A 12769-nucleotide genomic window follows, 5' to 3' on the forward strand; every position below is an offset into this window, starting at 1 on the left:
TCGCCTCAAATAATGCAGTTGTAGGCGCGATCCTCGGCGACGATTTCGCGTTTCGCGTTGTAGAGTCGGGCGCTTGGCGTGAACGCCAGCGAGCGGCCTTCCAGCACATAACGCTGCCCGGCCTCGAAATGATCGTAGCGGATGTAAAGGTAGCAGAGACGGTCGACAGGGCCGTTCAGCAAACCGCCGCCGCCACCGAACACTTCAAAGTCGAAACGCACGCGAAGTTCATGGCTACCGGGTGTCACCTGGAAATAACGCCCGTCGTTCAGACGTTGATTGTCCAGTCGCTCGGCCATGAGCAATTTGCCGCCGGGAGTGGGCGTCGAGAAGTCGACCCACGCCATTTGTGGATCAACCGGGGGCAAAGGCGTCTGACATCCGGCCATGAGGCTGACAACGAGCAACAGCAGCAACTTGCGCATGATGGATATCCCCAGTTCTGAACATCCAGCATAGCGCCGATCAGGTACTCTGACAGCCCGCCGGTGTGCCTTGGCCGACCACTTTGCGCTGCGCGTCATAGAGCTTGGCCCAAGGCCGGAAACCAATACTGCCAGCCTGCAACTGGTAACGCTGGCCTGCGTTGAAGTCCTTGAATTTCACGCTCAACTGGCAATCGCGCCACAGCGGTTGGGCATCCGGGCCGATGTTGGTGGCCTCGACCGGAAACTGATAGCGCACCTTCAGTTCATGGCTGCCGGGCTCGACTTCGAAATAACGTTTATCCACTGCTTTCGTGGCATCGACTTGCAGCGCCTGCAGCGCCGTGTCCTGTTGCCGGGCATCAAGATCGATCCAGGCCTGGGAAGGATCAGGGTCGGGCATTCCGAATCCGGCACAACCGGCCAGCGTCAGCAGGCCCCCTGTCAGCATCAACATGCGCATAGCGGTGCTCCTTAAGGCGGGATAGTCTTGCGGGCAGACTCTCCGGGGGGATTTCTTATTTTGAGCAGGCTGTTTCCAAGCCACGGGTTACTTGATCGCGTTTTTCGGATTTTGTTTCCGGGTGTGTTGTTTTTGTTGCTCAACGGTTGCGCCAGCGTCAGCTACTACAGCCAATTGGCCAGCGGTCAGTTGCAACTGCTGCGCGCGCGGGAGCCGGTGACAAAGGTGATTGCCGATCCGGACCGCGACGCGACATTGCGCGCGCATCTGGCCCAGTCACAAAAGGCTCGCGCGTTCGCCAGCGAACACCTGCACCTGCCTGACAACCAGAGCTATCGCCTGTACGCCGACATTGGCCGGCCCTTCGTGGTGTGGAACGTATTCGCCACCGCCGAGTTTTCCCTGACGCCGCAGAATCATTGCTTCCCGATTGCCGGTTGCGTCGCCTACCGCGGCTACTACAGCCAGAGCGCAGCGCGGGGCGAAGCTGCGCTCCAGCGCCAGCAAGGCATGGACGTGTCGATTGGCGGCGTCGAGGCGTACTCGACGCTGGGCTGGTTCAACGACCCGATTCTCAACTCAATGATGGGCTGGGGCGATGAGCGCCTGGCCACACTGATCTTTCATGAGCTGGCGCACCAGCGCTTTTATGTGAAGGACGACACCGAGTTCAATGAGTCTTTCGCCACGTTTGTCGAACAGGAAGGCACGCGGCAGTGGCGGGCGTTTCGCGGGCTGCCCGCGGACACTGACTCACGGTTGAAGCAGCGGGATCAGTTCATCGGGTTAGTGCTTGATACCCGTTCCAGGCTGGAGACGTTGTATGCGCAGCCATTGCCGACAGAGCAGATGCGCGAACGCAAAGCGGCCGAGTTCGAGCAATTTCGCCGGGAGTATCGGCGGATGAGGGACAGTCAGTGGGCCGGAGACAAACGTTATGACGCTTGGGTGAATACGCCGCTGAACAATGCGCGGTTGTTGCCGTTTGGACTCTATGACCAGTGGGTGCCGGCGTTTGCGGCGTTGTTCAAACAGGTCGGGGGGGATTGGGGGAGGTTTTATGCGGAGGTGGAGCAGTTGGGTGGGTTGCCGGTGGCTGAGCGTAAGGCGGCGCTGAAAGCATTGGCACAATCCTGATAATCTCGGGGGCGCAAGCGGCCCCTTCGCGAGCAGGCTCGCTCCCACATTGGATCGGGGAGTAACAAAAAGCCCCTGTGGGAGCGGGCTTGCTCGCGAAAGCGGACTTATCAGCGCCGCAGAAAGGCCTGATGCAACTCGTCCAGCGTTTCAAAGTGATAAGCCGGTGCTTCGGCATTCAACTCTTCAAAACTGCCAAACCCGTAACCCACTGCCGCCGCATCCACGCCGTTGCTGCGCGCGCCGATCAGGTCATGCTTACGGTCGCCGATCATCAGCGTGTTTGCCGGGTCCAGCCCTTCTTCCGCCATCAAGTGGGCAATAAGCTCGACCTTATTGGTTCGCGTGCCGTCCAGTTCACTGCCGTAAATCACCTTGAAGTGCCGGGCAAAGTCGAAGTGCCGGGCGATCTCGCGGGCGAATTCCCAGGGTTTGGACGTCGCGATGTACAGCGTCCGTCCCTGTCCACTGAGGGTTTCCAGCAGCGGCGTGACGCCATCGAAGACGCGATTTTCGTACAGGCCGGTGACCTTGAAGCGCTCGCGATAGAAGTTAACCGCCTGCCACGCCTTGGCCTCGTCAAACTCGTAGAACTGCATGAACGCCTGCAACAGCGGCGGGCCGATGAAGTGTTCGAGTTTGCTCAGGTCCGGTTCATCGATGCCGAGTCTGGCCAAGGCAAATTGAATGGAACGGGTGATGCCCTCACGCGGGTCAGTCAGGGTGCCATCGAGGTCGAACAGTACGGTCTGGTAATGCATGAAAATTCCTGGGCGGTGGCGATTTCGATTCAGAGTGTGTCGTAGCCTTCGGCCAGATGCAGGTCCTTGAGCTTCACGTAGTTCGCCGCGCTGTAGGTGAAGAAGGCTTGTTCCTTGTCGGTGAGTTCTCGCACTTGTTTCACCGGGCTCCCGACATACAGGAAGCCACTTTGCAGACGCTTGCCCGGCGGCACCAGGCTGCCGGCGCCGATGATCACATCGTCTTCGACCACCGCGCCGTCCATGACAATGCTACCCATGCCGACCAGCACCCGACTGCCGAGGGTGCAGCCGTGCAGCATGACTTTGTGGGCGATGGTCACGTCATCGCCGATCAGCAACGGAAAGCCGTCCGGGTTGAACGGGCCGGCGTGGGTGATGTGCAACACACAGCCATCCTGCACGCTGGTGCGCGCACCGATGCGGATGCGGTGCATGTCGCCACGGATCACGGTCAGCGGCCAGACGGAGCTGTCTTCACCGATTTCGACGTCGCCGATCACCACCGCCGAGCCGTCGACAAATGCGCCTTTGCTCAACTGCGGGGTGTGATTCTGGTACTTGCGAAGGGACACGATAATTTCTCTCTCTGTCGCCGATAGCTGCGGTGAATGCCGATTGTAATTAAGATGGTTGCATGTTTCCCCAGCCAAGGTGCCAACCGTGAGCGTGAACAACCCTCTGCTGCAGTCCTATGACCTGCCACCGTTCTCCACGATCCGTGCCGAACACGTCCTGCCAGCCATCGAAACCATCCTGGCCGACAACCGCGCGGCCATCGCCGACATTCTCAAAACCCAAGGCCAGAACCCGACCTGGGCCGGCCTGGTGTTGGCGATGGACGAACTCAATGATCGCCTCGGCGCCGCCTGGAGCCCGGTCAGCCACCTCAATGCCGTGTGCAACAGCGCCGAACTGCGTGAAGCCTACGAATCGTGCCTGCCGGCCCTGAGCGCCTACTCCACCGAAATGGGCCAGAACCGCGAACTGTTCCAGGCCTATGAAGCGCTTGCCAACAGCCCGGAAGCCGCCGGTTTCGACGTGGCGCAAAAGACTATTCTGGAACACGCCCTGCGTGACTTCCGTCTGTCGGGTATCGACCTGCCGGAAGCCGAACAGAAACGTTATGCCGAAGTGCAGAGCAAACTGTCCGAACTGGGCAGCCGCTTCTCCAACCAACTGCTCGACGCCACGCAGGCGTGGACCAAGCACGTCACCGACGAAGCCGCCCTCGCCGGCCTGACCGATTCGGCCAAGGCGCAAATGGCTGCCGCCGCACAGGCCAAAGGCCTCGACGGCTGGCTGATCACCCTGGAATTCCCGAGCTACTACGCGGTGATGACCTACGCGCAAGACCGCGCGCTGCGTGAAGAAGTCTACGCCGCCTACTGCACCCGCGCCTCGGATCAAGGCCCGAACGCCGGCCAGAACGACAACGGCCCGGTGATGGAAGAGATCCTCGACCTGCGTCAGGAACTGGCCAAACTGCTGGGCTTCGCCAGCTTCTCCGAACTGAGCCTGGCGACCAAAATGGCCGAGTCCAGTGATCAGGTGCTGAGCTTCCTGCGCGACCTGGCCCAGCGCAGCAAGCCGTTCGCTGAGCAGGATCTGCAACAGCTGCGCGCCTACGCCGCCGAACAGGGCTGCGCCGATCTGCAAAGCTGGGACAGCGGTTTCTACGGCGAAAAACTCCGTGAACAACGCTACAGCGTCGCGCAGGAAACCCTGCGCGCCTACTTCCCCATCGATAAAGTGCTGGGCGGTTTGTTTGCCATCGTTCGGCGTCTGTACGGCATCGAAATCGCCGAACTGAAAGGCTTCGACACCTGGCACCCGAACGTGCGCCTGTTCGAAATCAAGGAAAACGGCCAGCACGTCGGCCGCTTCTTCTTCGATCTCTATGCTCGCGCCAACAAGCGTGGCGGTGCCTGGATGGACGGAGCCCGTGATCGTCGTCGCACCGTCGATGGCGTACTGCAAAGCCCGGTGGCCAATCTGGTGTGCAACTTCACCCCGGCCGACAGCGGCAAACCGGCGCTGCTGACCCACGATGAAGTGACCACGCTGTTCCACGAATTCGGCCATGGCCTGCATCACCTGCTGACCCGCGTGGATCACGCCGGTGTTTCCGGTATCAACGGCGTGGCCTGGGACGCGGTCGAGCTGCCAAGCCAGTTCATGGAAAACTGGTGCTGGGAGCCGGAAGGCCTCGCGCTGATTTCCGGTCATTACGAAAGCGGCGAATCGCTGCCGCAGGACCTGCTGGAGAAAATGCTCGCGGCGAAAAACTTCCAGTCCGGTCTGATGATGGTGCGTCAACTGGAATTCTCGCTGTTCGACTTCGAACTGCACGCCACGCACGGCGATGGCCGCAGCGTGCTGCAAGTGCTCGAAGGCGTGCGTGACGAGGTGTCGGTAATGCGTCCGCCAGCCTACAACCGCTTCCCGAACAGCTTCGCGCACATCTTCGCTGGCGGTTACGCGGCGGGTTACTACAGCTACAAGTGGGCTGAAGTGCTGTCGGCGGATGCGTTCTCCAGGTTTGAAGAGGACGGCGTACTCAATGCTGAAACCGGTCGCGCCTTCCGTGAAGCGATTCTGGCACGCGGCGGTTCGCAGGCGCCGATGGTGCTGTTCGTCGACTTCCGTGGCCGTGAGCCGTCGATTGACGCACTGTTGCGCCACAGCGGCCTGAGTGAGGACGCGGCAGCATGAGTGAGGGGCCTGTGATTACCAAAAAACGCTTTATCGCCGGGGCGGTCTGCCCGGCGTGCAGCGAGCCGGACAAGTTGATGATGTGGAACGAGGACAGCGTGCCGCATCGCGAGTGCGTCGCCTGCGGTTACTCCGACACGCTCAACGAGCAGGGCCTTTCGGTACCGAAAGAGCTGGGCACGCGGGTCAACACCAGCGCGCTGAACAAGCCTGCGCCAGACAAGACGGTGCAGGCAGTACAGTTCTTTCCCAATCCGAAGTTGAAGAAAAAGTCCGAAGACTGATTCGCCGGTTCACCCTCCACGGTGCAATGTCGTGGAGGACTCGCTTCACTTCAGGTTGACTGACTGAAACCAGCTCTTCATCGAGCAGGTGGCGAACGCGCTGGTGCTGCAATCGCCATTCGCCAGTGCGCTGCGCAGCTTGTCGGCATCGGCCTGCATGACGTAGCGCACGCTGTCGCGAAAATGCCCGCTTTCGCCAAAACCGCCCTGGGTCATTTCGCTCAAGGCATCTTCTTTGCTCCAGCCTTGCACCACCACGCGATACATCGCCGCGATCAGGCCGGTGCGGTCGGAACCGTGTTTGCAGTGCATCAACACCGGGCCCTTGGCCTGTGCAGACTGAATGGCGCGCAAGGCCTTGAGCACATCGCTGTCGTCAACGTGATTGGTGCGATACGGCAATTGCACCTGGTCGATGCCGGTGGCGGCCAACCAATTGTTGTCAGCCTCGGGCAGAAAGTTGATGACCGTGGCGACTTTGAGATTCTTCAGCAGCGGCACCGCGCCATCGTCGGGTAATGCGCTGCGATAGAGCGTCGGCGACATTTGGAACAGGTTGTATTGCACCTCGACCGGCTGCGCCCAATCGCTTGGGCGGACCGTCGTCGCAGCAATAGCCTCCGCCGGCATCAATTGCACAAGCGCCAGAAGCGAACAACACAAAGCAGATAACAAGCGCACTCGGGACATCTGGGCCGACCGTTTCGGTATTCATCAATGAAAGGAACCGCAGCTTCACGCTCAGGCGGTCAAAGCCCTGTGAGCCGGTTGTCAAAGGATTGTGAATCACCGCTGATTGATCACCCGTCATGACGAAAACCGGTGTTTTTTTCCACTGAATCGATTCATCTTGATGCTTAGCCTGCTACCATTTGTCACATCTTGTTGCAGGCGCGTCCGCCCTTTCGGGGTCACTCCCACGGCCACGTCGCAGCGAAAAATCCTCAAGCCGCTCGCAGAAGCGGCTGTCTCCTAATGCCTGATGAGGTGCCCCCCCCATGTCTGATGAAGATCGAGACAACCCGCGGCGTGAGTTTTTGCGCAAATCCCTGACCCTGATTCCCGTGGTCACCCTGGCCGGCACAGGTCTGGGCAGCAGCGTGCTGCAAGCCGCCCCTGAAGCCGCCCCTGCGACGCCGACCGCGCCACCCGCTCGCGCCGACGCGGGGGTGTACCAGCCAAACTATTTCACCGCTGAAGAATGGGCGTTTATCAATGCCGCCGTCGCGCAGTTGATCCCCAGCGATGCCCAAGGCCCGGGTGCACTCGAAGCCGGCGTGCCGGAATACATCGACCGGCAGATGAACACGCCCTACGCCGCCGGAGCCCTGTGGTACATGCAAGGCCCGTTCAACGCCGACGCCGCGCCGGAAATGGGCTGGCAGAGCAAACTGGTACCCAAAGAGATCTATCGCCTCGGCATCGCCGCCACGGATCAGTGGGCAAAATCCCTCAACGGTAAAGTATTTGCCGAGCAAGACAGCGCTACCCGAGACGATTTGCTCAAGCAACTTGAAGCCGGAAAACCACAGTTCGATACGGTTCCGGCGAAAATTTTCTTCAATCTGCTGCTGCAAAACACCAAGGAAGGGTTCTTCTGCGACCCGATCCATGGCGGCAACAAAGGCATGGTCGGCTGGACCATGATCGGTTTCCCCGGCGCCCGCGCCGATTTCATGGATTGGGTGGAACGCAACGAGCAATACCCCTTCCCGGCAGTGTCGATTCGCGGCGAGAGGGCGTAAGCATGGCAACGGTATTGAAGAAAGTAGATGCGGTGATCGTCGGTTTCGGCTGGACGGGCGCAATCATGGCCAAGGAGCTGACCGAGGCGGGTCTCAACGTACTGGCGCTGGAACGCGGGCCGATGCAGGACACTTACCCCGACGGCAACTATCCGCAGGTGATCGACGAACTCACCTACAGCGTGCGGAAAAAACTCTTTCAGGACATCTCCAAAGAGACCGTCACCATTCGCCACAGCGTCAACGACATCGCCCTGCCGAACCGCCAGTTGGGCGCGTTCCTGCCGGGTAACGGTGTTGGTGGTGCCGGCCTGCACTGGTCAGGCGTGCACTTCCGGGTCGATCCGATTGAGCTGCGCATGCGCAGCCACTACGAAGAGCGCTACGGCAAAAGTTTTATCCCCAAGGACATGACCATCCAGGACTTCGGCGTCAGCTATGAAGAGCTGGAGCCGTTCTTCGATTTCGCCGAAAAGGTCTTCGGCACTTCGGGCCAGGCCTGGACCGTGAAGGGCCAACTGGTCGGTCAGGGCAAGGGCGGCAACCCCTACGCGCCGGATCGCTCCAACCCGTTCCCGCTGGAAGCGCAGAAGAACACCGTTTCCGCTCAGCTGTTTGGCAAAGCGGCTACAGACGTTGGTTACAAACCCTACAACCTGCCTTCGGCGAACACCTCCGGGCCGTACACCAATCCTTACGGCGCGCAGATGGGTCCGTGCAACTTCTGCGGTTTCTGCAGCGGTTACGTCTGCTACATGTATTCCAAGGCCTCGCCGAACGTGAACATTCTGCCGGCGCTCAAGCCGCTGCCGAATTTCGAGCTGCGCGCCAACGCCCACGTACTGCGGATCAACCTCGACAGCACCAAGAGCAAAGCCACCGGCGTGACCTACATCGACGCCCAGGGTCGCGAGATCGAGCAACCGGCGGATCTGGTCATTCTCGGCGCCTTCCAGTTGCACAACGTGCGCCTGATGCTGCTTTCCGGGATCGGCAAGCCCTACGACCCGATCACCGGCGAAGGCGTGGTCGGGCGTAACTTTGCCTACCAGAACATGGCGACCATCAAAGCGTTCTTCGACAAGGACACCCACACCAACAACTTCATCGGCGCTGGCGGCAACGGCGTGGCGGTGGATGATTTCAACGCCGACAACTTCGACCATGGCCCCCACGGCTTCGTCGGCGGCTCGCCGATGTGGGTCAACCAGGCCGGCAGCCGGCCGATTGCCGGCACGTCAAACCCGCCGGGCACTCCGGCCTGGGGCAGCGCCTGGAAACGCGCGACCGCCGATTACTACACCCATCAGGTATCGATGGACGCCCACGGCGCGCATCAGTCCTACCGTGGCAACTACCTCGACCTCGACCCGGTGTACCGCGACGCCTACGGTCTGCCACTGCTGCGGATGACCTTCGACTGGCAGGAAAACGACATCAAGATGAACCGTTTCATGGTCGAGAAAATGGGCAAGATCGCCGAAGCCATGGGCCCGAAAGCCATCGCGGTGATCGGCAAGAAAGTCGGCGACCACTTCAACACCGCCTCGTACCAGACCACCCACCTCAACGGTGGCGCGATCATGGGCACTGATCCGAAGAAGAGCGCGCTGAACCGCTACTTGCAGAGCTGGGACGTGCACAACGTCTTCGTTCCCGGCGCTTCGGCGTTCCCGCAGGGCCTGGGTTACAACCCGACCGGGCTGGTCGCCGCACTGACCTACTGGTCGGCGAAAGCGATCCGCGAGCAATACCTGAAAAACCCCGGCCCGCTGGTTCAGGCTTAAGGAGCGATGACCATGAAAACTCTCGTTATCGCGACCCTGGCGCTGCTTGGCAGCGCCGCTACCCATGCGGCTGAAGTTGATCAAGCGTTGATCAAACAAGGCGAATACCTCGCCCGCGCCGGTGACTGCGTGGCCTGCCACACGGCCAAGGGCGGCAAGCCGTTCGCCGGCGGCCTGCCGATGGAAACGCCGATCGGCACGATCTACTCGACCAACATCACCCCGGATAAAACAGGCCTGGGCGACTACAGCTTCGAGGACTTCGATCAGGCCGTGCGCCATGGCGTCGCCAAAAACGGCAGTACCTTGTACCCGGCCATGCCTTATCCGTCCTACGCGCGGGTCAACCAGGCCGATATGCAAGCGCTGTATGCCTATTTCATGCACGGCGTCGAACCGGTGGCGCAGGAGAACAAGGCCAGCGACATTCCGTGGCCGCTGAGCATGCGCTGGCCGCTGATGGGCTGGCGCTGGCTGTTCGCGCCGAAGGTCGAGGATTACACGGCTACGTCGGACGATCCGGTGATTGATCGCGGGGCCTACCTGGTTGAAGGTCTCGGACACTGCGGCGCCTGCCACACGCCACGCGCGCTGACCATGCAGGAAAAATCCCTGAGCGCGGCGGACGGCAGCGATTTCCTCGCCGGCAGTGCACCGCTGGAAGGCTGGATCGCCAAGAGCCTGCGCGGCGACCACAAGGATGGCCTCGGCAGCTGGAGTGAAGAACAACTGGTGCAGTTCCTCAAGACCGGGCGCAGTGATCGCAGCGCAGTGTTCGGCGGCATGAGCGATGTGGTCACCCACAGCATGCAGTACATGAGCGATGCCGACCTCACCGCAATGGCCCGCTATCTCAAGTCGTTGCCGGCCAATGACCCGGCGGATCAACCGCATCAGTACGACGAGAAAGTGGCCAAAGCGCTGTGGAACGGTGACGACAGCCAACGCGGCGCGTCGGTCTACATCGACAACTGCGCGGCCTGCCACCGGACCGATGGCCATGGCTACACCCGGGTGTTCCCGGCGCTGGCGGGCAATCCGGTGCTGCAAACCGACGATCCGACCTCTCTGATCCACATCGTGCTGAAGGGCGGAACCTTGCCGGCAACGCACACCGCGCCATCGACCTTCACCATGCCCGGTTTCGCCTGGCGCCTGTCGGATCAGGAAGTGGCGGATGTGGTGAGCTTTATTCGCGGCAGCTGGGGCAACAAGGGTGCGCCGGTGAAAGCCGCCGATGTTGCCGAGTTGCGCACGGAGGATATGCGCCATACCTCCGGTGACGACCTCGGGCAACTCACTCAACACAACTGACCACTCGCCCGATGGCACTAGCCAGATGCGTAGCGCCCCGATACTGTACATGCAAACAGTATCGGGGCGTTTTCATGTCTACTCCAATGCCACCTCGCGGTCGCGGCACCGCGACCAACCCACACAACCGCTTCGCGCCGAATCGCTCGGTGGCGGAGGATGACGGCTGGTATCAGGAAGTGCCCGAGACGCAGAACACCGAGGTGATGATCGAAACTGCGAAAACCATCATCACCCGCAACACTTCGCCTGATTTGCCCTTCGATCGTTCGATCAATCCCTATCGTGGCTGCGAACATGGCTGCATCTATTGTTACGCGCGCCCCAGCCACGCCTATTGGGACATGTCGCCGGGGCTGGATTTCGAAACCCGGCTGATCGCCAAGACCAACGCCGCTCAGGTGCTGGAAGAACAACTCGGGAAAAAAGGCTATCAATGCGCGCCGATCAACCTGGGCTCCAATACCGACCCGTATCAGCCGATCGAGCGCGAACACAAGATCACCCGCCAGACCCTCGAAGTGCTGCTGCGCTACCGGCACCCGGTGACCATCATCACCAAGGGTTCGCTGATCCTGCGCGATCTCGACCTGCTCACCGAACTGGCGCAGCAGCGGCTGGTGGCGGTGATGATCAGCCTGACCACGCTGGACGACGAACTCAAACGCATCCTCGAACCGCGTGCCGCTGCACCCAAAGCGCGGTTGCGTGCCATTCGGGTGATGCGCGAGGCGGGGATTGCGGTGGGTGTGCTGTGTTCACCGATGATTCCGATGATCAACGACAGCGAGATCGAAAGCCTGCTCACCGAAGCCCACGCCGCCGGTGCGCAAAGTGCGGCGTACATGATGCTGCGCCTGCCGCTGGAGGTCGCGCCGTTGTTCGAGCAATGGCTGCAGGCGCACTATCCACAACGTGCCGCCCATGTGTTGAGCCTGATCCGCCAGAGTCGCGGCGGCGAACTTTACGACAGCCGTTTCGGCGCACGCATGCGTGGTGAAGGGCCGTTTGCCGACCTGCTTGCGCAGCGGTTTGGCAAAACCATTAAACGTCTTGGTTTAAATCACCGTGAAGGCTACAACCTCGACTGCACTGCCTTCTGTCCGCCGGGTCGCCAGATGTCGTTGATTTAGCGACAATTGACCTAGGGTTGATGGGTTGGAATCCTTCCACCGAAACACGCCAGTCACGTTTTTTGTGACCTGGAACACACGTTCTAGAGCGGTTGATTCAGTTTGAGTTAAGTTTCGGCGGCTACCTTGTTCATCGAGTGACTGACGGGTCGGGATGACCCGGATGTTTTAAACAGCCACTGGCTTCATACCGGAATACATGGGAACGACTCCCCGAATCCGCCAAAGAGGATGAATCATGAGTGACAAGGATAAACAGCCGTTGGCTGCGTCGGCGCAAACCCCTGAAGCGGAATCCGCCGATGCAGCGCTGCGACAGATCGTAGACGGCTTTTTGCATTTTCATCATGAGGTCTTCCCGCAGCAGGAAGAACTCTTCAAGAAACTCGCGACGGCCCAAGCGCCCAAAGCGATGTTCATTACCTGCGCCGACTCGCGCATCGTTCCCGAGCTGATCACCCAGAGCTCACCGGGCGACCTGTTCGTAACCCGCAACGTCGGCAACGTCGTCCCGCCTTACGGCCAGATGAACGGCGGCGTATCCACCGCGATCGAATACGCGGTGTTGGCCCTGGGCGTGCAGCACATCATCATCTGCGGTCACTCCGATTGCGGCGCCATGCGTGCGGTGCTCAACCCGGACAGCCTGGAAAAAATGCCGACAGTCAAAGCCTGGCTGCGCCACGCCGAAGTCGCGAAAACCATGGTGCATGACAACTGTCACTGCGCCGACGAAAAAGAAAGCATGCCGATCCTCACCGAGGAAAACGTCATCGCCCAATTGCAGCACTTGCGTACCCATCCTTCGGTAGCCTCGCGCATGGCGAACGGTCATCTGTTCATCCATGGCTGGGTCTACAACATCGAAACCAGTGAAATCAAAGCTTACGACGCGGATCAGGGATGTTTCCTGCCGCTCGACGGCAGCCATCCGATTCCGGTGGCGACGCCCAAAGCGCGCTTCTAAATCCTCCTAAACATCTGTGTGGTTTGACGCCGGTCGCT

General features: G+C 60.5%; 13 protein-coding genes. 8 read left to right on the forward strand and 5 right to left on the reverse strand.

What is annotated here, in order from left to right; genetic code table 11:
* Positions 1–5: 5 nt before the first annotated feature.
* Together AACY19_RS22760 and AACY19_RS22765 are read right to left on the reverse strand one after the other, a co-directional pair.
* Positions 6–425: a PA0061/PA0062 family lipoprotein gene (locus AACY19_RS22760; RefSeq protein ID WP_339453857.1), complete on the reverse strand. Its 420-nt coding sequence runs from the start codon at positions 423–425 to the stop codon at positions 6–8.
* 40 nt (positions 426–465) lie between these two features.
* Positions 466–888 carry a PA0061/PA0062 family lipoprotein gene (locus tag AACY19_RS22765; protein ID WP_339453858.1) on the reverse strand — a complete coding sequence of 141 codons (423 nt, stop codon included), beginning with the start codon at positions 886–888 and terminating at the stop codon, positions 466–468.
* A 60-nt stretch (positions 889–948) separates the two neighbouring features.
* Here AACY19_RS22765 and AACY19_RS22770 point away from each other — a divergent pair, with 60 nt between their 5' ends.
* Complete coding sequence (locus tag AACY19_RS22770) at positions 949–2025, forward strand: aminopeptidase (protein ID WP_339453859.1); 1077 nt, start codon at positions 949–951, stop codon at positions 2023–2025.
* Positions 2026–2135: 110 nt separating this feature from the next.
* Here AACY19_RS22770 and AACY19_RS22775 read toward each other — a convergent pair whose 3' ends face one another.
* Together AACY19_RS22775 and AACY19_RS22780 are read right to left on the reverse strand one after the other, a co-directional pair.
* The gene (locus AACY19_RS22775; protein WP_339453860.1) at positions 2136–2786 is read right to left on the reverse strand and encodes an HAD family hydrolase; all 651 of its coding nucleotides are present in this window, start codon (positions 2784–2786) and stop codon (positions 2136–2138) included.
* A 29-nt stretch (positions 2787–2815) separates the two neighbouring features.
* Complete coding sequence (locus AACY19_RS22780) at positions 2816–3361, reverse strand: gamma carbonic anhydrase family protein (RefSeq protein ID WP_339453861.1); 546 nt, start codon at positions 3359–3361, stop codon at positions 2816–2818.
* Positions 3362–3449: 88 nt separating this feature from the next.
* Here AACY19_RS22780 and prlC point away from each other — a divergent pair, with 88 nt between their 5' ends.
* Positions 3450–5501, forward strand: a complete 2052-nt coding sequence (gene prlC, locus AACY19_RS22785; protein ID WP_339453862.1) for an oligopeptidase A — start codon at positions 3450–3452, stop codon at positions 5499–5501.
* Positions 5498–5785 (forward strand): YheV family putative zinc ribbon protein, encoded by a 288-nt coding sequence (locus tag AACY19_RS22790; protein WP_077575217.1) that lies wholly within the window; start codon positions 5498–5500, stop codon positions 5783–5785. The genes prlC and AACY19_RS22790 overlap by 4 nt, the downstream gene beginning before the upstream one ends.
* Positions 5786–5830: 45 nt before the next feature.
* Here the strand turns inward: AACY19_RS22790 and AACY19_RS22795 are convergent, their stop codons facing one another.
* Positions 5831–6475 (reverse strand): dual specificity protein phosphatase family protein, encoded by a 645-nt coding sequence (locus AACY19_RS22795; protein ID WP_339453863.1) that lies wholly within the window; start codon positions 6473–6475, stop codon positions 5831–5833.
* A 308-nt stretch (positions 6476–6783) separates the two neighbouring features.
* On the opposite strand from AACY19_RS22795, the gene AACY19_RS22800 reads away from it, so the two are divergent.
* The 5 genes from AACY19_RS22800 (at position 6784) to AACY19_RS22820 (ending at position 12731) form a co-directional block, all read left to right on the forward strand.
* Positions 6784–7530, forward strand: a complete 747-nt coding sequence (locus tag AACY19_RS22800) for a gluconate 2-dehydrogenase subunit 3 family protein (protein WP_339453864.1) — start codon at positions 6784–6786, stop codon at positions 7528–7530.
* Positions 7531–7532: 2 nt separating this feature from the next.
* Positions 7533–9317: a GMC family oxidoreductase gene (locus AACY19_RS22805; protein ID WP_339453865.1), complete on the forward strand. Its 1785-nt coding sequence runs from the start codon at positions 7533–7535 to the stop codon at positions 9315–9317.
* A gap of 12 nt (positions 9318–9329) precedes the next feature.
* Positions 9330–10631, forward strand: a complete 1302-nt coding sequence (locus AACY19_RS22810) for a c-type cytochrome (RefSeq protein WP_339453866.1) — start codon at positions 9330–9332, stop codon at positions 10629–10631.
* 74 nt (positions 10632–10705) lie between these two features.
* The gene (locus AACY19_RS22815; RefSeq protein WP_339453867.1) at positions 10706–11764 is read left to right on the forward strand and encodes a PA0069 family radical SAM protein; all 1059 of its coding nucleotides are present in this window, start codon (positions 10706–10708) and stop codon (positions 11762–11764) included.
* A 238-nt stretch (positions 11765–12002) separates the two neighbouring features.
* The gene (locus tag AACY19_RS22820) at positions 12003–12731 is read left to right on the forward strand and encodes a carbonic anhydrase (protein WP_103306457.1); all 729 of its coding nucleotides are present in this window, start codon (positions 12003–12005) and stop codon (positions 12729–12731) included.
* Positions 12732–12769: the final 38 nt, after the last annotated feature.

This window comes from Pseudomonas sp. EA_5y_Pfl2_R50 (genome assembly GCF_963970475.1).
Taxonomy (GTDB): Bacteria; Pseudomonadota; Gammaproteobacteria; order Pseudomonadales; family Pseudomonadaceae; genus Aquipseudomonas.

Bases quoted from the DNA above. Each gene is read 5' to 3' on its own strand.
- AACY19_RS22760 (WP_339453857.1), bottom strand. From the start codon at position 425: ATGCGCAAGTTGCTGCTGTTGCTCGTTGTCAGCCTCATGGCCGGATGT.
- AACY19_RS22765 (WP_339453858.1), bottom strand. From the start codon at position 888: ATGCGCATGTTGATGCTGACAGGGGGCCTGCTGACGCTGGCCGGTTGT.
- AACY19_RS22775 (WP_339453860.1), bottom strand. From the start codon at position 2,786: ATGCATTACCAGACCGTACTGTTCGACCTCGATGGCACCCTGACTGAC.
- AACY19_RS22790 (WP_077575217.1), top strand. From the start codon at position 5,498: ATGAGTGAGGGGCCTGTGATTACCAAAAAACGCTTTATCGCCGGGGCG.
- AACY19_RS22795 (WP_339453863.1), bottom strand. From the start codon at position 6,475: ATGTCCCGAGTGCGCTTGTTATCTGCTTTGTGTTGTTCGCTTCTGGCG.
- AACY19_RS22800 (WP_339453864.1), top strand. From the start codon at position 6,784: ATGTCTGATGAAGATCGAGACAACCCGCGGCGTGAGTTTTTGCGCAAA.
- AACY19_RS22805 (WP_339453865.1), top strand. From the start codon at position 7,533: ATGGCAACGGTATTGAAGAAAGTAGATGCGGTGATCGTCGGTTTCGGC.
- AACY19_RS22810 (WP_339453866.1), top strand. From the start codon at position 9,330: ATGAAAACTCTCGTTATCGCGACCCTGGCGCTGCTTGGCAGCGCCGCT.
- AACY19_RS22815 (WP_339453867.1), top strand. From the start codon at position 10,706: ATGTCTACTCCAATGCCACCTCGCGGTCGCGGCACCGCGACCAACCCA.
- AACY19_RS22820 (WP_103306457.1), top strand. From the start codon at position 12,003: ATGAGTGACAAGGATAAACAGCCGTTGGCTGCGTCGGCGCAAACCCCT.